This is a genomic window from Dongshaea marina (assembly GCF_003072645.1).
In the GTDB taxonomy this organism is placed as follows: domain Bacteria; phylum Pseudomonadota; class Gammaproteobacteria; order Enterobacterales; family Aeromonadaceae; genus Dongshaea; species Dongshaea marina.
This window is the reverse complement of sequence record NZ_CP028897.1, coordinates 2,470,686-2,489,675: the sequence shown is the minus strand read 5'-3', so window position 1 is coordinate 2,489,675 and position 18,990 is coordinate 2,470,686. Positions and strand designations below refer to the sequence as shown.

At 50.4% G+C, this 18,990-nt stretch carries 22 protein-coding genes and 1 pseudogene; 10 read left to right on the top strand and 13 right to left on the bottom strand.

The window, feature by feature from the left end; all coding sequences use genetic code 11:
- Positions 1–198: 198 nt before the first annotated feature.
- A complete protein-coding gene (locus tag DB847_RS11975) occupies positions 199–531 on the top strand; it encodes a Grx4 family monothiol glutaredoxin (RefSeq protein WP_108650918.1) in 333 nt (110 codons plus the stop codon).
- A 166-nt stretch (positions 532–697) separates the two neighbouring features.
- On the opposite strand, the gene rnt is transcribed toward DB847_RS11975, so the two are convergent.
- Entirely contained in the window at positions 698–1,348 is a 651-nt protein-coding gene (gene rnt, locus DB847_RS11970) for a ribonuclease T (RefSeq protein WP_199911814.1), read from the bottom strand.
- Positions 1,349–1,483: 135 nt separating this feature from the next.
- Here rnt and DB847_RS11965 point away from each other — a divergent pair, with 135 nt between their 5' ends.
- A complete protein-coding gene (locus DB847_RS11965) occupies positions 1,484–2,365 on the top strand; it encodes a flagellar protein MotY (RefSeq protein WP_234418573.1) in 882 nt (293 codons plus the stop codon).
- An 83-nt stretch (positions 2,366–2,448) separates the two neighbouring features.
- On the opposite strand, the gene gloA is transcribed toward DB847_RS11965, so the two are convergent.
- Positions 2,449–2,856 carry a lactoylglutathione lyase gene (gloA, locus tag DB847_RS11960; protein WP_108650915.1) on the bottom strand — a complete coding sequence of 136 codons (408 nt, stop codon included), beginning with the start codon at positions 2,854–2,856 and terminating at the stop codon, positions 2,449–2,451.
- 150 nt (positions 2,857–3,006) lie between these two features.
- On the opposite strand from gloA, the gene DB847_RS11955 reads away from it, so the two are divergent.
- The 4 genes from DB847_RS11955 to DB847_RS11940 all read left to right on the top strand — a co-directional run bounded on the left by DB847_RS11955 (position 3,007) and on the right by DB847_RS11940 (position 5,514).
- Positions 3,007–3,489, top strand: coding sequence for a hypothetical protein (locus tag DB847_RS11955; protein WP_108650912.1), 483 nt, complete (start codon positions 3,007–3,009; stop codon positions 3,487–3,489).
- Positions 3,490–3,573: 84 nt separating this feature from the next.
- Positions 3,574–3,981 (top strand): hypothetical protein, encoded by a 408-nt coding sequence (locus DB847_RS11950; RefSeq protein ID WP_108650910.1) that lies wholly within the window; start codon positions 3,574–3,576, stop codon positions 3,979–3,981.
- Between the two features lie 424 nt (positions 3,982–4,405).
- Positions 4,406–5,233, top strand: a complete 828-nt coding sequence (locus DB847_RS11945; RefSeq protein ID WP_234418572.1) for a site-specific integrase — start codon at positions 4,406–4,408, stop codon at positions 5,231–5,233.
- A gap of 11 nt (positions 5,234–5,244) precedes the next feature.
- Positions 5,245–5,514: a hypothetical protein gene (locus tag DB847_RS11940; RefSeq protein ID WP_108650906.1), complete on the top strand. Its 270-nt coding sequence runs from the start codon at positions 5,245–5,247 to the stop codon at positions 5,512–5,514.
- A gap of 164 nt (positions 5,515–5,678) precedes the next feature.
- Here DB847_RS11940 and rsmF read toward each other — a convergent pair whose 3' ends face one another.
- The 7 genes and pseudogenes from rsmF to DB847_RS11905 form a co-directional block, all read right to left on the bottom strand.
- Positions 5,679–7,106 carry a 16S rRNA (cytosine(1407)-C(5))-methyltransferase RsmF gene (gene rsmF, locus DB847_RS11935; RefSeq protein ID WP_108650903.1) on the bottom strand — a complete coding sequence of 476 codons (1,428 nt, stop codon included), beginning with the start codon at positions 7,104–7,106 and terminating at the stop codon, positions 5,679–5,681.
- 95 nt (positions 7,107–7,201) lie between these two features.
- Positions 7,202–8,083: a cytidine deaminase gene (gene cdd, locus DB847_RS11930; protein WP_108650900.1), complete on the bottom strand. Its 882-nt coding sequence runs from the start codon at positions 8,081–8,083 to the stop codon at positions 7,202–7,204.
- Positions 8,084–8,212: 129 nt separating this feature from the next.
- Positions 8,213–8,898 (bottom strand): annotated as a pseudogene (locus DB847_RS11925) (LrgB family protein).
- On the bottom strand, positions 8,895–9,245 hold the full coding sequence (locus DB847_RS11920; RefSeq protein WP_234418571.1) for a CidA/LrgA family protein: 351 nt from the start codon (positions 9,243–9,245) through the stop codon (positions 8,895–8,897). Before DB847_RS11920 ends, DB847_RS11925 begins: the two are co-directional and overlap by 4 nt.
- Before the next feature lie 135 nt (positions 9,246–9,380).
- Positions 9,381–9,923, bottom strand: a complete 543-nt coding sequence (gene fabA / locus DB847_RS11915; RefSeq protein ID WP_108650895.1) for a bifunctional 3-hydroxydecanoyl-ACP dehydratase/trans-2-decenoyl-ACP isomerase — start codon at positions 9,921–9,923, stop codon at positions 9,381–9,383.
- An 86-nt stretch (positions 9,924–10,009) separates the two neighbouring features.
- The gene (locus DB847_RS11910) at positions 10,010–11,974 is read right to left on the bottom strand and encodes an AAA family ATPase (RefSeq protein WP_108650894.1); all 1,965 of its coding nucleotides are present in this window, start codon (positions 11,972–11,974) and stop codon (positions 10,010–10,012) included.
- 363 nt (positions 11,975–12,337) lie between these two features.
- Positions 12,338–12,622 (bottom strand): hypothetical protein, encoded by a 285-nt coding sequence (locus tag DB847_RS11905; protein WP_108650892.1) that lies wholly within the window; start codon positions 12,620–12,622, stop codon positions 12,338–12,340.
- 452 nt (positions 12,623–13,074) lie between these two features.
- Here DB847_RS11905 and DB847_RS11900 point away from each other — a divergent pair, with 452 nt between their 5' ends.
- The 4 genes from DB847_RS11900 (at position 13,075) to DB847_RS11885 (ending at position 16,300) form a co-directional block, all read left to right on the top strand.
- Entirely contained in the window at positions 13,075–13,452 is a 378-nt protein-coding gene (locus DB847_RS11900) for an MbcA/ParS/Xre antitoxin family protein (protein ID WP_199911813.1), read from the top strand.
- A 16-nt stretch (positions 13,453–13,468) separates the two neighbouring features.
- Entirely contained in the window at positions 13,469–14,128 is a 660-nt protein-coding gene (locus DB847_RS11895; RefSeq protein WP_159084571.1) for an RES family NAD+ phosphorylase, read from the top strand.
- Between the two features lie 621 nt (positions 14,129–14,749).
- Positions 14,750–15,595, top strand: coding sequence for a CVNH domain-containing protein (locus tag DB847_RS11890; protein ID WP_108650889.1), 846 nt, complete (start codon positions 14,750–14,752; stop codon positions 15,593–15,595).
- Between the two features lie 372 nt (positions 15,596–15,967).
- The gene (locus DB847_RS11885; RefSeq protein WP_108650887.1) at positions 15,968–16,300 is read left to right on the top strand and encodes a DUF2158 domain-containing protein; all 333 of its coding nucleotides are present in this window, start codon (positions 15,968–15,970) and stop codon (positions 16,298–16,300) included.
- A 12-nt stretch (positions 16,301–16,312) separates the two neighbouring features.
- Here the strand turns inward: DB847_RS11885 and DB847_RS11880 are convergent, their stop codons facing one another.
- From DB847_RS11880 to DB847_RS11865, 4 genes are all read right to left on the bottom strand, one after another.
- Positions 16,313–16,777: an RES family NAD+ phosphorylase gene (locus DB847_RS11880; RefSeq protein ID WP_108650885.1), complete on the bottom strand. Its 465-nt coding sequence runs from the start codon at positions 16,775–16,777 to the stop codon at positions 16,313–16,315.
- The gene (gene parS / locus DB847_RS11875; RefSeq protein WP_108650883.1) at positions 16,774–17,220 is read right to left on the bottom strand and encodes a type II RES/Xre toxin-antitoxin system antitoxin; all 447 of its coding nucleotides are present in this window, start codon (positions 17,218–17,220) and stop codon (positions 16,774–16,776) included. The genes DB847_RS11880 and parS overlap by 4 nt, the downstream gene beginning before the upstream one ends.
- 96 nt (positions 17,221–17,316) lie before the next feature.
- Entirely contained in the window at positions 17,317–18,300 is a 984-nt protein-coding gene (locus tag DB847_RS11870; RefSeq protein WP_159084570.1) for an ABC transporter substrate-binding protein, read from the bottom strand.
- 29 nt (positions 18,301–18,329) lie between these two features.
- Entirely contained in the window at positions 18,330–18,980 is a 651-nt protein-coding gene (locus DB847_RS11865) for a substrate-binding periplasmic protein (protein WP_159084569.1), read from the bottom strand.
- Between the last annotated feature and the right edge of the window lie 10 nt (positions 18,981–18,990).

The window sequence follows — 18,990 nt, the reverse complement described above, 5'->3', positions numbered from 1 at the left end:
AATCGCTCAAAAGAGGGATTTATCCCTTTCTTGAGACAACAAACAGTTGTAGATTATTAGAGTCGTGTTAACGTGCCGTGGCATTGTATCAAGAACCCAAACTGCGTTACAATATTTTTCCGATTCAGGCAATGATCTGGATCAATTTTAATCAATCTATACAACCTAAGCTATGATACTGCTGCGGTGAGGAAATCAATGGATACTATCGAAAAGATTAAACAACAGATCGGCGAAAACCCTGTCATCCTGTATATGAAAGGTTCGCCCAAGTTTCCAAGCTGTGGATTCTCTGCCCAGGCCGTTCAGGCGATCATGTCCTGTAACCATCCTTTCGCTTATGTTGATATTCTTCAGCATCCTGATATCCGGGCCGAACTACCAAAATATGCCGAATGGCCAACCTTCCCCCAGTTATGGGTTGAAGGGGAGCTGGTCGGTGGCTGTGACATCATTATTGAGATGTTCCAACAGGGTGAGCTGCAGACCCTGCTCAACGAAACTGCTCAGAAGCATCCTCAGGAGAGTTAATGCTCCAGAGCCGTTAGCAGCTACCAGTTAAGGGAGCCAGGCTCTGTTGATGTTTGATGTTTGATGTTTGATGTTTGATGTTTGATGTTTGATGATTCAATATTTGGAACGTTAACTGAACCTAAATAAAAGCCCTCGTTATCGAGGGCTTTTTTCTGGGGAATGGTTATTCCTGGTGGTCGGCTACGACGGGCCAGCCCCCCAAAGATTTCCAGCGATTGACGATCCAGCAAAAGAGCTCGGCGGTTTTTTCCGTATCATAGAGTGCAGAGTGCGCCTCTTTATTATCAAACTCGATGGCCGCGGTCCGGCATGCTTTCGCCAGCACGGTTTGCCCTAAGGCTAAACCTGACAGGGCCGCCGTATCAAAGGTTGCAAAAGGGTGGAAGGGGTTTCGTTTTATCCCGGCTCGTTGAGAGGCCGCCATCACAAAGCCATGATCAAAGGATGCATTGTGGGCGACCATCACCGCCCGATGGCAGCCACTAAGTTTTAATTTTTTCCTGACTACCTTATAGATCCCACTCAGAGCTTCTTTCTCGGTTACAGCGCCGCGCAGGGGGTTATAGGGGTCGATACCGGTAAACTCAAGGGCTGATTTTTCCAGGTTGGCTCCCTCAAAAGGGGCCACGTGATGATGAACGGTTTCATCTATCATCAGTCGGCCAGACTCATCCATCTTCAGCGTTGTCGCGGCGATCTCCAGCAGCGCATCGGTCGATGCGTTAAAACCTGCTGTTTCAACATCGATAACCACGGGAAAATAACCACGAAAGCGTTCCTTGAGGAGATGGCTTGGCTCTATTGTCTGATTCATAAACTCTTCATTAAAGGCTGTCGAAGCGAGCATTATCTCAGAAATTGAAGACAAGCTAAAATCCTCAATTCAGGCTAAAGTTACATTGATGGCAGCCGATCTAGAGTGTGATACGTCCGTCACCGGAGAGCCGTTTTGAAACCGATCCCTGTTGCAGCCTTTGCTGCGGGAGTGTTGTTATCCTGTAGTGCCGGGGCCCAATACCGTCAGTACAGCGCTCCCATAGAGAATTCGCAATGGCGTCTGAGTTCAGATACCGCGCTTCGTTGCCAGCTGGAGCATCCGATCCCGCGCTGGGGCAAGGGGGTATTTGTCAGCGAGGCGAACAAAAAGATAAATCTCTCCTTCAAACTAGTCGGTAAACGTCAACACCCCCAAAGTCAAACGGCCCTTCTCAGAGCCTCGCCGCCCAGTTGGCGTCCGGGCGACCCGGGAGAGCGCTTTGCAACCATCAATTTCTACCGGCAGTTCGATGGCTCTGTCTCCGGAGAGGCCTCCTGGCAGATGCTTGAAGCGCTGGATTCGGGTCTCTATCCCTCGTTTGTATTCCGTGACTGGTATCGCTCGGAGCAGTGGAGCGAAGTTTCGCTGTCTTCGGTGCGCTTTCACACTAAGTACAATGCATTTTTAGATTGTGTGTCGAGGCTCCTTCCTTATTCTTTCAAAGACATTCAATTTACTGTGCTCAATTATCGAAAAAATAGCGCCCAGCTCACTCCACATTCGGCACAACGACTACAGATGATCGGTGATTACCTTCAGGCTGCGCCGAATATTCGGGTGATGCTGGTCAGTGGCTATAGTGACAGCTACGGCGGTCGGCACCTTAACCTTAAACTTTCTAAAAAGCGTGCCGAGTCGGTCAAAAACTTTTTTGTAAACAATGGGGTGGATGCCAGTAAGATCAAGGTGCATGGGTATGGTGAGAAGCATCACATCGCCCCCAATGATAATGTGCTGGATCGGGCGAAGAACCGTCGTGTTGTGATCTCAATCGAGGCCGATACCCTGATCTAACCAGGCAAATTTAAATCCAAAAGGCCACCACTGTGGCCTTTTTTGATCCATCGAGATGATGAGGGGCTTATCTGACAAAGGTTCTAGCTACCCAATCCCTGCGCCGCATCTTTTTTGGCAATGAGCTCAATCTTATAGCCGTCGGGATCTTCGACAAATGCGATCACTGTGCTGCCGCCAAGTACCGGCCCGGGCTCGCGGGTTATCTTGCCTCCGGCCTCCTTGATCTGCTCACACTGTTGGTAAATATCTTCAGACTCTATTGCTATGTGTCCGTAGGCCGTCCCCAGATCGTACTTGTCCTGATCCCAGTTATAGGTGAGCTCCAGGACAGCTTCAGATGATTCATCTCCATAACCGACAAAGGCAAGAGTGTATCGATAGGATTCATTATCATTTTTTCGAAGCAGCTTCATGCCGAGAAGCTCGGTATAGAAATGAATGGATCTGTCCAGATCGCCAACGCGTAGCATGGTGTGCAATATTCTCATGATGTTCTCAGGTCTTTCATAAAGTTGTGCTTGCTAAGCTATCAAAAAATACCTGAGGACTAAAGATGATAGCGCTAAAAAAACTACTCATATGACCCCGGATTATTCTGATATATTAAAGGTTACAATGTAACGCATTCAAGGGAAGAGATGGCTAAGCCCAAATTTCGTATCGGCGGTGATGACTATTTTCAGGCCAAGCTCTATCTGGACAGAACTCAGAGGGGAGAGCGGGCTGAAAAATTCTGGGGAGCTCGCGGGCTATTCGAAGAGGAGCTTGCGCCCTTATTCAAAGAGCAGGCTTTTCGGGGGCCGGCTCTGAGTAAAGATCTGGAAATGGGATCCGAGCAGTGGCGTAGTGAATATAATCGATTGCGGCCCCTGGCGGCGGAGCAGCTGACGCTCTGGTGTGAAAAGCACCTTAACTCTGAGCAGTGGCGAAAACTAAAAACCTCCCTGCGGGTCGCCAGGGCAAGAAAAACCAGTTGTCGTGATGATGTTCAGATCACTCTCAAACGCCCTTCATATATCACCCTGTCTCTGCTTGCGGAACTTGAGGGCTGCTCCTTGTCTGAAACGATCGATCTTTACCTCGAAGATATCCTCAGAACAAAACAGTGGCAAAGAGAATAGCGTTACCTTGTAACGTTTTGTATTGGACAGGATAGAAAGCAATGATTAACCTGATAAATAGCTCCCTTTAATGAGAGGCATCTGATGACAAGCTCCTTTAAAAATCACGGGGAACACGAGATCCGGATCATCGATCAGCAGGTATGGTGTATCTGTGAAGGGCAATGGAATTTGGAACAAACGGAGCTTTTTTTCGAGGAGTTCAAAGAGAAGGTGATACCCATATCTCACAAGCCCTGGGTAAGAGTCAATGATATCCGTTGCTTCGAGTTGGCAGGGGTAGAGTGTGGAGCGTTGCTCGCAGAGCTGATCCGCTGGGGGCAGGAGCACCAATGCCTGGTCTCTATCTATGTCATCAACTCCAAAATTCATGAGATGTTTGCCGGGATGGTTAAGAAGCTCTCTGAGCAGATGAATGCGAAATTTATCTTTACCGAGGATATCCGGGAAGCTGAGCAACTGGCCTCAGATTTTTTGAATTCTCCGGAGTAATCACCCTCAATAAAACATGATCAACAATCGTTATCTCTCACGTTGAGAGGGGGAGGGATAACGATTCCCAGTTTTTCTCATTTATAAATTTGTTATTCCATCTGCAAGTGAATTGCAAAAATAACTCAAAAACTTCTCCTTATTTAATACCGATAATATTCATTATCGATATTAAATGTTGTAATATAAGAATATGTTCCAATTGAGTCGAAATTTTCTTATGAGTCCCTCTGCTCCAAGTAAAAAAGAAATTCATGGTATTGATCATTTTTTTGAACCTCAGCTATCAGATCAGGCTCAATTTTTCCTGAGAGCATCAAAGTCAGACTCAACTCTAGATGCATATAGAAGCGACGTTAGGATATTTTTAGAGTGGTGTAATATTAAAAAATGCTCCCCATTAACTGTTACTCATGAAGTAGTTATGAATTTTATTGCAGATCAGGCTACGGGTAACTTATCCCATTGGAAATGGGTTGATCGTGAGAAGGAGTTAGGTGAGCTGACAGATGGTACTCCACGCAAGCCCAGCACTTTAGTTCGCCGCTTGGCCGGGATCCGCCATGCTCTTAAAAAAAAGGGAGTGTTTCCGCTGCCGACGGAGCATCCGGAAGTTAAAGAGATGATGCGCGGTATTGTGCGCCTTGGCGACACCTCGGTACTGAAAAAGGATGCCCTGACCAGCCAAAAACTCAGGCAGGTGCTCAGTCAAATCGATCTGAGTTCGAGTATCGGAATGCGCGATTATGCACTGCTGATCCTGATGTTCTATGGGGCCTTGCGTCGCTCTGAGGCCTCCCGATTGGATATTGAGGATCTGGCATTTGAGAGTCGCGGGATCCGCATGCGGATCAAACCCAGCAAACACCAGCTGGTAGCTAGTGAAATCGCGATCATCGCCGGTGGTAGTTTCTGCCCGGTAATGGCAATCAGAAATTATCTGCAACAGGCCAGGATCTTCAAGGGGCCACTGTTTCGCCGCGCCAGTCGCTGGCAGACCCTGAGCAAGGCAAGGCTTGGAGAGCAGGGGATCAATCGGATCATCAAGCAGCACTGCCGGGAGATTTTCCCGGACGGTGATTTCTCAGGACACAGTTTGCGCCGCGGTTTTATCACCTCATCTGTTTTGGCGGGCAAGCCGCTCAATAAGATCACCGAGGTCTCCCGACATAAGGATATTCGTACCCTCAAAGAGTATTTTGATGAGAAAGAAAAATTTGAAAACCATGCCGCATCCGGATTATTTGATTAACCGGAGCAACCATGACTAACCAGAATTTATCTCCCAAAAGCGATGCCGAGCGCCAACGGCTCCATGTTGAGCGTAAAAAAGACAGGGCGTTTCGTTTGCAGTGCTGGATCGGCCTCGAATACCAACAAAAATTACGATTGTTGGCAGAGCACCTTGAGGACAGCCAGGCCTCTTTGATTGAGCAGGGGATTGAGCTTCTCTATCAGCAAGAGCTTAACTCAAATCTGAGCGAGAGCCAGCAAGAGGTCATGAGTGAGGAGCAGGAAGAATCTCTTGGTTAGCGGGTCGAAAACAGCTGAGCGCAAATTTTGGGCAAAAAAAGCCAGGTACTAATTCCGATGTACCTGGCCTAGGGGAATGGCTCATAGTGAGCCGTGCGCTAAGTATCCTATGCCTAAAGCGTAGCTGAAACTCACTCAAATGCCAGCCTGGGCAGGGCTTGAGGCTAAAACAGGTTCTGGTCGCGAACCAGCTCCCGGGGTAGCTGGTTCTTTAGGCGGTTGCCAACCCATTTGGCCAGTCCCAGGGTTGCCCCCTGGTAGGTGACCAGCACTTCCGCTTTCCCCGGATCCAGCTGTGGTCGCACATCCCGGCCCATGCAGTACTCAACCGCTAACTCCCGGGGGAGCTCAACCACAGATCTCTCGGCCCGATCACCAAATGCCATCGCCCACTCATGGGTCAGGCGGTAACCCTTCTTAAACTTCTCGGCGACCTTGATGCCGATCCGGTCAAAGCGGATCTCTCCGATCAGCGGCTCGATGGCAACCGGAAAGCGCCAGATCTCCTGATCCCGCTGATACCAGCCTGCCTTATCCATCTCTATCCCGAACTGAGACTTAAGATAGCTTTGCAGTGGCTCCAGCTCTTTTTTTGGCAGGGGGCTAAAGGGGAACTTACCCAAGCGCTTGACCGGCAGATCGTGAGAGATCACATTTGTCGTTTTGCGGATCCTGGCGATGAAGAACCCTTCACTATCAAATATCTGCGGCCAGACATGCAGGTAGCCCTCGGGGGTCGCAGCCCTTTGCGCATCGTCAAACAGATGGGTCAGGGACTCAAACTCAACGGCCTCAGGATATTTATCTTTGAGGTATTGGCAGACCTGTTGGTTCTCCCTGTGATTCAGGGTGCAGGTGGAATAGATCATCACACCACCTGCCTTGAGGGCGCGGAAGGCACTATCGATCAGTTTTTTTTGAATCGAGGCGATCTCATCGAGGTGCTCAAGGCTCCAGTTTTTCAATGCATCCGGATCTTTACGTATGGTCCCCTCACCGGAGCAGGGGGCATCAAGCAAAATGGCATCAAAGGCTTCGGGGAGCCAGCCACCAAACACAGATGCATCAAAGTGGGTCAGGGCAACATTGGTGACACCACAGCGCTGCACATTCGAGTAGAGCCCCTTGATGCGGCTGGCCGAAAATTCGTTTGCCACCAGCAGCCCCTGGTTATTCATCACGGCGGCGAGCTGGGTCGTCTTAGAGCCGGGCGCCGCGGCGGCATCCAGCACACGCTCCATGTTGGGGGCCGGATCCAGGGTCAGGGCCGATACCGGGAGCATGGAGCTTGCTTCCTGGATGTAAAACAGACCACTTAAGTACTCAGAGGTATTGCCCAGAGGCATGGTATCCTGCTCATCCCTCTCAATCCAGAAACCCTCTCGGCACCAGGGGATAGGGGTTAGTTGCCAACCCTTGTTTTTGGCATGAGTCAGAAAACTCGCGACATCTGTTTTAAGGGTGTTGATGCGGATGCTGCGACGCAACGGGCGCTGGCAGGATTCAATAAAATCATTAAAATCAAGCCCCTCCGGCATGACAGCCTGGAGCTCGGTTGTAAAATTCTCTGGAAATTGAATGGTGGAACCCAATGTATCAGACCTATCGATATGAAAACCGTACTAAGCCAGGGATTCTACCATAAAACCGATACAGGACCGCTATATGCGCGGCCCTGTTATCAGAGTCATGAAGCCTTGATGACTTCCAGGGACAAAGAGCTCAGGGCTGAAAGGGCAGATTGAGCCGAGTCTTGCTGGCTAATCATCCCTCTCTCATTTTCCACCAGCAGGGCACGCTTGATGGTTGAGAGATCGGCATGGTGGAGATTTGCCAGGTTACACGCCATCTGCATTGGTGGCAGACTCGGGTTAAAGGCTGCATTCTCAGCGTAGCGACCACAGTAGACAGAGCCATCGGCAAACTCCAGAGCGATCGCCGCAAAGCCCTTGGTGTAGGGGGCATAGCTTCTGTTTGCTTCCTCAAGAGCAGCTTTTGCTAACGGGTCTTCAGAGTCGATCGCCAGGTGATGATTCATCGGTGTCATCAGACCATCGGTCATCCCCAGATCGGCCGGGCCGAAGGAGTGGGGCAGAAATGCCTGAAGCTTACTCTGATCATCAGGCAGCAGGATCTCCATGGTTTGAGCCGTCGTCAGTTCATTCATAAACTGTCGGCAATGGCCACAAGGTGTGGCCGTGACCGTCACATCTCTCAGGCCGGTTTCATTGTGAGACCAGGCGTTTGAGATCGCTGATTGCTCTGCGTGGATCGAATGGAACAGGCCATTCCCCGAGAACTCGAAGTTGGCACCCAGGTAAAGGGAACCTGTTTTACCACGGGCGATCGCGCCGACCTGAAAGTTTGAGATAGGAACAACGGCAAACGCCGCAGCGAGGGGCAAAAGGGCAAGCTGCAGCTGGGGATCATCCAATCCGGTCGATTGTTTGAGCTCTGCCACCTGAGCTGCTGAGAAAGTAGCATTAAATCCATCTTGCAACATAGGCTGCACAGCGGACTGCAGATTTTCAGGAAGTTGTTGTAACGCCTGCTGCAAACGAGTATGCATAGCGCTCTCCTGTTTTATTTTACGGGGGCATATTGTAATGAGAGTGGCAGCGAAAGAGAATGAGAAGGATCACACTCTCTTTGCATAAATCAGGCTTTTTGTGGGAAAAAGTGCGGGCTTGCTCAGGATTTAGCCTGTAATGAGGGTAAACAGGCCAAACAGAATCGGCGCAACGATTGCGGTCACCACACCACAGACTACCATGGCCAGGGATGAAAAAGCGCCCTGAGCGATCCCACGCTCCGCAGAAGCAACGGTTCCAATCGCATGGGAGCAGGCACCCATCGCCAGTCCCTGAGCCTCGGGGTCGGTCACCCGGAACAGCTTAAGCAGGGGGTAGCCGATGACACCTCCAAGGATCCCTACCATCACCACTACGGCTGCGGCGATCGCCGGGATCCCCCCATGGTCTGGCTGACCGGCATCGCGATTGGGGTGGTGATCGAGCGCGTGATCAGCGAGGCGATCATCTCTTTATGAGCTCCCAGTAACAGGCCCAGGATCAGTGCAATGACCACAGAGATAAATACCCCGCTGAGGGTGCAGATGGCGATCAATTTTAGTTTCTTGCGGATCTGCTGCAACTGCTGGTAAAGGGGGAGGGCCAGGGCAACGACGGCAGGGTTAAGCAGGGCCGAGATCGGCCAGCTACCCTTCTGATAGTCTGCCAGGGGGAGCTTAAAATAGGCGATCAGTGCGATCAGAATCAGGGTCGGGATCAGCAGTGGATTGATCAGGGGGTGAGGGTACTTTCGGTAGAGGTGTCGTACCAGGATATACAGGATCAGAGTCAGGGGAAGTGCAGCATAGATCATTGGTTGAGCCTCTGATAAAGATGTCCCACCACCAGTAGGATCAGGACGACACCACTTAAGGCGCTTAAAACGATGTAAATAAGTGCTTGTTGTAACAGGGCAGAATAAGCCATCACTCCAACAGCGACCGGAATGAATAGTACTGACATGTGGCGTAGCAGCAGGCCAGCCCCAGCTTCAACCCAGTGCAGCTTCACCAGCTGCAGGCTCAGCAGTACAAAGAGTAGCAGCATGCCGATGATACTTCCGGGAAAGGGAAATGGCAGCTGATGGGCGATGAGCTCGCCCACTTCCAGGCAGGCAAATAATACGAGCAAATCACGAATGATGATCAAAAATTGACGCATGAGAGTCACCATTAGTGGTAAAGGTATAGCTATTATACCAGTGGCAGTATAAAAAACCATAGTTGAGTCGGTCTGCTGGATATAAAAAAGCGCCAGCAAGTGGCGCCTTTATTTAACCCATTGAATAAAAAGGGTTTAGAAAGTTGAAGTGTCCTGGAACAGACCGACTTTCAGATCTTTAGCAACATAGATCTCTTTGCCGTCAACCTCAACGGAGCCATCAGCAACGCCCATGTAGAGCTTGCGGCGGATCACTCGCTTCATCTTGATCTTATAGGTTACCTTCTTGGCAGTAGGCAGGATCTGACCGGTGAACTTCACCTCACCAACACCCAGAGCACGCCCTTTGCCCGGACCACCTTCCCAGCCGAGGAAGAATCCAACCAGCTGCCACATGGCATCCAGTCCCAGGCAGCCTGGCATTACCGGGTCACCAGGGAAGTGGCAGTCGAAAAACCACAGTTCCGGGGTGATATCCAGCTCTGCAATGATCTCGCCTTTGCCAAACTCTCCACCTTCATCACTGATGTGTGCGATACGATCCATCATCAGCATGTTTGGAGCCGGAAGCTGACTATTGCCTTCACCAAACAGGATGCCCTGGCTGCAATCCAGCAGATCCTGCTTTTCAAATGAGTTTCTTCCCAGCTCTTTAAGAGATTTGTTCTGTTCAGACACGCGTCACTGTCCTTTATATTGATTAGGTCACTAGAATTTTTGGCATAATTTAGCGAACACCTGTTCGCTAATCAACCCCTAACCCACTAAGTTCGTGAAAATATTCGTTTTAAGATGGAGACCGAGCGATTCTCGCTGAAGTTTAGCTCATCGAGACGCTGGCGGATCTTGCCGAACAGGGTATTGGGCTGCGAGCTGTCACCGGCAGACATTCCGGTGAGAAGTTCGATCGCCTCTTCAACATGCTCCACCGGATAGAGGTGGAATTTGCCTTGCTCAACCGCTTCTATCACTTCATCTGCCAGGTTGAGCTGCATGGTATTGGTATGGGGGAGGATCACGCCCTGCTTGCCATTGAGCCCATGAATTTTACACACCCGGAAGAAGCCCTCTATCTTCTCGTTCACGCCTCCGACCGGCTGAACATTGCCAAACTGGTCAACTGCACCGGTCACCGCAAAGTGCTGATAAATGGGGACGTGGGAGAGGGCGGAGAGGACGGCGCACAGACCGGTCAGGGAGGCACTGTCTCCGTCGATCTCATGATAGGACTGCTCGAAAACCAGATTGCCCGATAGGGGCGAGGGATTTTCGCTGCCAAAGATGTTTGAGAGGTAGCCGTGGATAATCATCATCGCCTTGGCATGGATCTGCCCGGCTAACTCCGCCTTACGCTCGATATCAGAAAGCTCACCTTCACCAAGGTGCACGGTTGCTGTCAGCCGGACCGGTTCACCAAAGTTATAGGGGTGGCCGAGGATCTCGATGACAGAGAGTCCATTGATCTGGCCAACCACCTGCCCGGAGGTCTGGAGCAGGATCTGACCATCGATGATCGCTCGGTCTGAGTGCTCGACCAGGTAGTTGAGACGGTAATCCTGCTCTTTTAATACCCGGCTGATATCCTCGGCGGTGATGAGTTCAGGCTGTCGGGCGCTGGCAAGCTTCATCAGTGAGGCGATCGGTGCCTCTGCCAGGGACACGAAGGATTGATGCTCGCACAGTCGTGAGGCATAGCGGCACAGAGCCTTAATCGCACCCCGATCAAAATCCGCCAGGTTAAACTTTTGCCGTAACCCCTCCAGGTAGCCGATAAACTCGCCCAGGTATTGGTTGGTATCAAGCTCATGGATCAGATCGGCACGCAGGCTGACAATATCCACCACTTCACGATCCAGCATGCTGATTTCGGCGGCCGATACCCGATCACCCACCAGGATGACGCTGATGTTGAGCGGGGTGGCTTCCGGCTGATAGAGAGGGGTCAGCTGTTTGCTCTCCTGGTAGTAGTTCCAATCCAGGTAGCCTTCGGCAATCGCATTGCGCAGCTTGAACCAGAGGTGGGGTTGATCAAGCAGTTCATCGATGGGAAGAACCAGGTAGCCACCATTAGCCTGGCGTACCAGGCCCGGCTCCAGCAGGTGGTGATGGCTGAACACGGAGCCCTGTTCGGTCTGGTAGTTGACCGAGCCGAATAGTTTCTCCCAGCTGAGATCCCGGGCAAACAGCACGGGGCGCTGCCCGGTATCATGGTGGATCAGCAGGTTGATCAAAACCGGATGCTGAAACTCTTTATTTTGTGCCACGTGAGCGGAGAGCTGCTCGAGATAATCTGCAACCTTCTCATCACCATTTTGTTTTTTAAGGATCTTGGTGACCAGGTGCTCAGCATCCAGGTGATGCTGCATATAGTGGATCAACTCACTGATCTGTTCACAGAACTTGATCCCGGTTCCCGGCATCAGGTGAAGCCAGATCGGTTTGAATGGATTGATCAGGTTTTCGGCGTAGCACACATCATACAGGTGCTTACTGTGATCATCATAACGCTGGATCAGATCGCGGCAGGCACGCTCATAATCGACACCGGTAAACCCGTTGAGCAGAAAAAATTCCGTTTGTCCGCTGAGCAGGGTAAAGGCCTCAAACGCGGATTGAGCCCGGGGCTGAAGATCGACGAAATTACGGGCTTCGACATCTGTTAAGCGCTCAATGGCCGGGAAATCTTGAGAGTAATCTGGTTTGAGTACGTTTGCTTTTAGTTCTACCACTTATTGACTGTCCCTAAATGAGTTTCTTTGTCGATTATACAGAGGCCCGATAAGGAGTACAGTAGCCGAGCTCACAGGCTATGCCCAATAGGGCGCAGTCTATTAAAAAGCAAGAGAGGGAACGCCGTTGGGTATCCTGAAAAACTCAATCTGCTCATCGACGGCGTGGGCTATCAGGGCCGTTAGCCGTAGACCATCTAGCCATGGCCGATCGTATGGCCGATCGTATGGCCGATCGTATGGCCGATCGTATGGCCGATCGTGTCGCGGTTTATATCGGTTGGCCAAGGGCAATCCCTTTCAATATGAAGTTCTGAATCGTCAGCAGAGCCTAAACCCCGGGGGCAGGCTCGAGCTTGCCACTTACTGACAACCGGGCATCTTCTTGTCCTGTTGCAAAGTATCCCAAGATTTAGCCGGGCAGTTTGCCGGTTTAGTTTGGGGCAAGCAAACCGACTTCCAGCTACCCATATCTTTCTCTGAGGTACACTGTTGCCACTGAGAGACTGAAAGGTAGGCCGGTGGCAGTGCTTGCTGCGACCCGACTTCAGCCTTGTTTTCGGTTGCACTTCCTGAGCAAGCTTGCAGAAAAGCTGCAGCTATACCCATGGTCGCCACTGCCAGCCACCGACTCTTTCTCGTCACCATAGTTATTTCCTTTCAGGCTAATTAAACATAGAGACTAGCATAGCGGATAAATGCGCTTTAGTAAGGCGCAATCGGGCTTCCCCGACAGGGTTTTCTTCTGTGCGTCAAACAAGATCATCAGCATAAGCGGTAAAGATAATAACGCCTAGCTTCACTAGTAGATCGTTTCAATTGGTTTGTCGCTGCCTGAATATCATTTGAGGCAACGCAGTGAATACTTCCGTGTATGCTCGACGCCAGCATCCATGCTGGCAACGGGCCTAAATGATATTTCAGACACCCGTGAAGGGATCGTTAAACAACATAGGTCAAATGCTCTGAAATGATGTACTAGTCTATATCGAGAGTCACGGCTTATACCCGCTCGGTAGTAATGTTATGACTCTATCTATATATGTTTCATATGGATACAATACTCCACAATTGTAGTCGATGATTGTAGGTGGTGTTTAATGTCTATCCAGTTTCACTGTAAACAGACGGGGCAGATGGCCCTGCAAGGCTTTTTTCGGCTCGCTGAACTGTGGCAACTGAGTCGCGAGCAGCAGCAGATCCTGTTAGGCTCCCTGCCGGATTCAACTTATTTTAAGTACAAAAAGCTCCCTGAAGTCAGCCTGGGTCGCGATTTGATCGAGCGGATCTCCTACCTGATGGGAATAGAGAAAAACCTCAAGGCTCTGTTTGGCTCTGTCGAACTCGCCAGAAACTGGGTCCACCAGCCAAATCAGCTGGCACCTTTTCACGGAAAAACAGCCATTGAATTAATGCTGGGCGGAAGCCTGCTGGACATAGCAGCAGTGCGTCGCTACCTGGACCGGTGGCTTGGATGATATGCAAGTTCAATCGATGAAAACTCAACTCAACTTATCTCAGTGGTTTCATCTTCGTTTATGCCACTGGCCTGAAATCTCAACCCAAAATTGCTCATCCCATGATCCCGAGGAGCGGCTTCTGGCCTCACAGATTGAGCAGCTGACCTGTCCCCTTGCCCGACATCACAGGGATGAGCGCAGATCTGGTCCCAAATCGCACTGGGCAGGGACTCTGGTCGCAGAATCTCTTCTTCGGGCATTTAGTTGTCCCAGAGCCTCGCAATTTAGCGATGGCAGTTTCGGGGTGTTTTATGCCTATGACAGTGTCAAAACCGCAGCGGGAGAACTGATGCGTGAGTTGACACCTCTGCTGGCAGAGACGGTGCAGGTGGATCTGGAGCTTACGGCAAAAATCGAGTGGATGACGCCCCTCAAGCCTCTGGTCGACTTTGAGAAAAGCCTGGATCAAGATCAGTGCTCACCAGCAACACAGCTCGATTTTGCCAGGCAGATCGTAAAAAGTCAGGGCAATGGGATCTATTTTAGGACCACTGCCAATCCCATAGGGCGGGGAATAGCCCTGCTTCGCCAGGATGTCTGTGGTCCCCTCACCGAGGATGGCTACCTTAGGTTCATCTGGAATGGGGAGCATCAACAATTCTGCGGATCATTTAAGATGCAGTTTGTGTATTAGGCTTTGCTGACGTTTCAATTTTGAACCTATTGTCTTCTGAAAATGTCCTGCTCACGACGCAAATCACGCAGTTTGCTTGCTCTAAATTAGTGATGAGCAACAATGAACAGGACTTTTTCAGGCCAACCCACAACTCCTCAGGCCCAGGCGGCCGCCGCAGCCCTCACAGCGATAGGAAACGCTCTTTTGCCAAGGATGCGTAGGTCACCTCAAAGGGGCTTGAGGCTCATCATCCAATGCGCTGTAAACCAATGGTAGCATCTCACCCAGGACACGATTCGCCAGGTCGAGGTGACGATGGTAACTTTTTTCCAGGATATCAAAGGATTAGCTTCTTCTAAAAGCATTCAGTTGATAAGTGCTGTATAAATCCGCTTGCAACACATGGCGACCGAGCTGTCAGTGAGGAGACTGTGTGTTTTTGCATTTGATGAGGGTTTTAGACTGAGTATCGAGCGGTCTTTTTGATGTTTCTTGGGATGCAGTACCAGATTTACATGGAGCCGGAGGCATCCTTCCCAAAATAGAAGCGCCGCTGGAGCAGGAACTTATGGCTCAGTGGAGATCGACCAATCTGCTTTAGAGTCCTTATGAATCCTCCCGTAAAAACAGGATGTAAAAATGAAACCTAAAATGAAACACGCAGCTATCGCTGCGGCTCTCCTATCCTCCATATCTATGGCACACGCATCATGCGTTAACGGTGAGTTTTCCTCCAACGTTACGATTCACAACAACACCGACTACGGGATGCACTTTCAATTCCTTCATGCATATCAGATGCAGGGCTTCAGTACTGGTGGTTACGCTCAGAGTTTTGATGTGGCTGCCCATGAGTCAGAATATCTCACCTTCTGGTCTCAAGATGGTTCTTCATGCACCTCATACAACCAGGATGACGGTGCTGAATTTAAAATAACAAGCACAGACAATGGTGCTGATATGGGGACCCTTCATCTGGGGGCGACAAGGAATAGACTAATTGCATCAATATACCAGCCCAAAGGCCCGTTCTACTTCCGGTTCAATAACCCAGAGCTGAAAGATCATGTGTCTTCAATGACGATCAACTTCAACAAAAACCTGGAGAAACCGACCGGATCTTATGCCAACTCATGCGTTAATAAGTCCTATGATTCATCCACCGGACTCCTTAAAGCTTCATGTAAGGCCCCTATTGAATTCTACCCATACTATATCTACATACAGTCATCTATCACAGTTGATAACCATTGCGGTGTGAGCGGCGCAGTGGTTAACAGGGATGGGTCTCTAACCTGCTCTGATATGCAGATTAAGGGCTCTTACGCCAATACCTGTAGTGATATCAAGGTCACTGACCACTATTTGATGTCAGCCTGGTGCCAAGATGCGGATGGTGTTAAGCACGGAACATCCCTGGATTACTCAACCTGTCCAGCAAATGACCAAGTTGAGAACAACAACGGCCATCTTGAGTGTAGGTAAAAAGGCATGGCTATTTGGCTGATCTCCTGTTTGCTCTATGGGCTTCCTCGCGATTCTCAAAGTCTTGGCGCTCCCTCTTCGCAGAGGACAAGTCTCACGAGGGTGTGCATCTCTATCTTGCATCAATCGACCAGGTGCAGTTTTGGTATTTTCGTCAGCTCGATATCCTCGACTATGAGCACCCCGGCTTTCTTGGGTGCACTATTTTCGATGGATTCCTTGAATCGCAAAATGCAGGGAACGGCCATTGCCTCCTGGCTGGTGCCCCGCAATCCTGGAAGAGATCAATTTATATAGAGATAAAGAGGCTCAGATACACCAGATGGCATGCTTTATGTAGGGTTATTACTGTCATGTTGCTGAGGACGTACTATGAGCAGCTTAAAGGCATCACAGCCACTGGAATACTATCAGATCAAGGCATGGATGCGCCGCGACTGGCCATTACCCTCCTGGTTGTGCCACTTCGCGGTTTCAGACCAGGACTCACAATCGCTCGGGCAGGGGGTACAGGTTCGCTTGAAGCAGGGCGGGCCCATCATGGTTATTGTCGAGGACTTGAGAAGCTCTCCTGCGCTCTCATCACGCAATGCCTATGTTGAGTGTGCCTGGCTGGACAGCACAGGCCAGGTTTGTCGGGATTACTTTGTGACCCGGCAACTGACCCGGATAGAAGATCAGCCGCCAGGTTGCCTGAATTTTTAATCCAGGCCTTGGCTAATTTCCCTTTAACCGGCGATCAAACAGAACCGGCAGGCGAGCGGCTTTTTGAATAATCCCGGTAAACTCTGGGTGCAGAGGGTTGAGTAACAGGTTCATCTCCTGGGGAACTACCACCGAGGGAACCAGCAGGGCGACTGACAACTGACTTTGTAACCATTCATCGCCGAGCTCCTGGGTCTCCTCTGTGGCGGGCTCGGCATTCCAGCTTGTCGGCAGATCACTGCTGTGCAGTCCCATCACATCATCTTCGGTAAGCTCTATCTCAAGCAGGACATAATCGTTGAGCAACGCCTCACTGTTGATATGCACCAGGATCTCCAGCATCGCCAGTGAGATCGAGGTCGCGCAGTAAACCGCCTTATGTCCCTTACTGTTCCAGCGGCCACCGTACAGCTCGGCGCCGTAACCACTCCAGGCACTGGAGAGGTATTCAGATTTAACGATTCGGTAGCCCTTCACGAGAACACACCATGCTCAATGCGTCCGATGAGATCAAAAACCTCGATTGCACCAGACTCGCTGGTCATCAGTTCAACCGGAGTTTTACCACCCAGGGCTCGTGCGGGTTCTTTGAGCCAGTTCATCGCCAGGGCCCGATCGCCGTTAAATAGTTCAGTGGCCCGATCAAAAACCCGGATAAAGCGCACCACACGATCGCTCTCATCGGGCTTGAGCACTCCCTGCTCCAGGCGGCGGGCCAGGGTTCTTTTGCTCAGTTGGGTCATCTTGTAGATGGCTTCTTTAGGCTCCCCAACGGCCTCACTTAATCGATCCAGAACATCACAGGACAGCCCGTCATTGATGGTCATCACCAGCTTCAGCCCGTGACCGGCAGGAAGGCCGACGTCACGCCACAGCCGTGGGATAACCGCTTTACTGGGAATAAAGGTGCGTTTTTGCATCTGTCATACCTCTTGCCATTTGACACTTACATAGTATGCCACTTGGCAAGATATCTCAACTGCAGAGGCTGTGTCGATTTGGTGTAGGGCTCTGACTCAATCAACCCACTCAATTTGCGACTGCAATTTATCTGGTACCCGAATATTCCACTGTTTCATCTGGCTGCGGCTGAATATATATTGACCCCGTTCTGCCGGGTAGGGAGGGACGTCTTTGGGTTGTACACCCTGTTCGAGGATCTGCCTTGTTACTATGCCCGCCTGGCGCCCCTGATCCTTTCCGGAAAGGACCAGCCCCCCGGCGGTTTTTTGAGGCCCAACAGAGAATCTCCAGTAACTAAAAAGAGGCAGGGGGGTATGCTTGGAGGTCCAGTGAATCACCTGTTGTGCCGGAACATGTTGCCCCTGACTATTAACAAGGGTCTGATACAAGCCGATGATGATCGCATCATAGCCATCAGACTTTGAGTGCTCGACGATCTTCTTCCAGGAGGCAAAGTCCCGGATCAATCGAAGTTCAAGGCTGATCCCCGATACCTCAACTTTGGATTTTTTGGCAAAGATCCGTGACACCGCAACTTTTGAGGTCAGCCCCCCATCAAACAGGATCAACAATTTTTTGGGCCGAGGCTTTAAAAGAGCCTTCAAAGCAACGGCTGAATGCTTGAAGAGCGGCCGCTCCAGAATACCTGTGAAATTTCGATTGGGTGCGGTCAATACTATGGGGTTAGGGTTGCCATTGATCCCAAGAAACACCACGGGAGTCTGGACGCTTGATAATCGTCTGAACAGGTACTTGAGGGCATTATCATCGGCCAGGATCACCAGATCCGGTTGCAGCTCCTGGTAACGGGCCCAGGCCCTGTCAGCTTGCTGTTGATACTGAGACTCAGGAAGCCGTTTGGTGTTCATATGAAATCGTTCCAAACGGTAGTCAGCTCCCAGCTCCTGGCGGATCCCCTCCATATAGCTGATGTCCCAGGGATAATCACTATGATAGCTCTCAATGATAAATATTGTTTTAGATAAACTGATGTGACTGAATAGCAGGCAGAGTATGAGTGCTAAAGGACGAATCATGGGGGACACCTTTAAGTGAAATGAAGCTATCATTTTGCTACCCGGGGCAGAGCCATGCCAGGCAATACATTCTCTTCCAGGATCTTTTTCTCTGTACCATTTTCGCGGATCGCTTTGAGGCCTTTTTCAAACAGGGAGAGCACCTGATCTGGATTTTTTCCCTTCTTTCCCACCAGAAGATGCAGGGTTCGGCTGGTCAAAGCGACCGGGATATTGGTGAGCAGGGCGCTGGTATGATCGGGTAGCTGCGAGATCAGGTAATAACCCACCATAAACTCGGCAATGAAGAGATCGATCCGACCGCGGACCAGCTTTTTCAGGTTGTTTTTATCAGAGACCGCACGTTCGATCCCAAACTGTTCATCATACTGCTTCATCATAGGCCCATAGTAATAGCCTATGGTTCCACCCACCTTATACCGGGAGAGCCCCTCCAGGGTAATTTTTTGATTGAGCTCAGGAAAGCTCCTGCTCTTAAGGTGGAACAGCACATGTTGTCCTAACATGACAGTTGAGGAGTAGAGAAATAATTTTTCGCGCTCTTTATTTCTCGACCAGGGGAAGGTGATATCTATGCTTCCATCCTGGGTCTGCTGCATCGCCCGGGCCCAGGGAAAACACTTAAACTCTACTTCAACTCCAACCTCATGGTAAGCCGCACGTACAATGTCTACCAGCACCCCATGAATT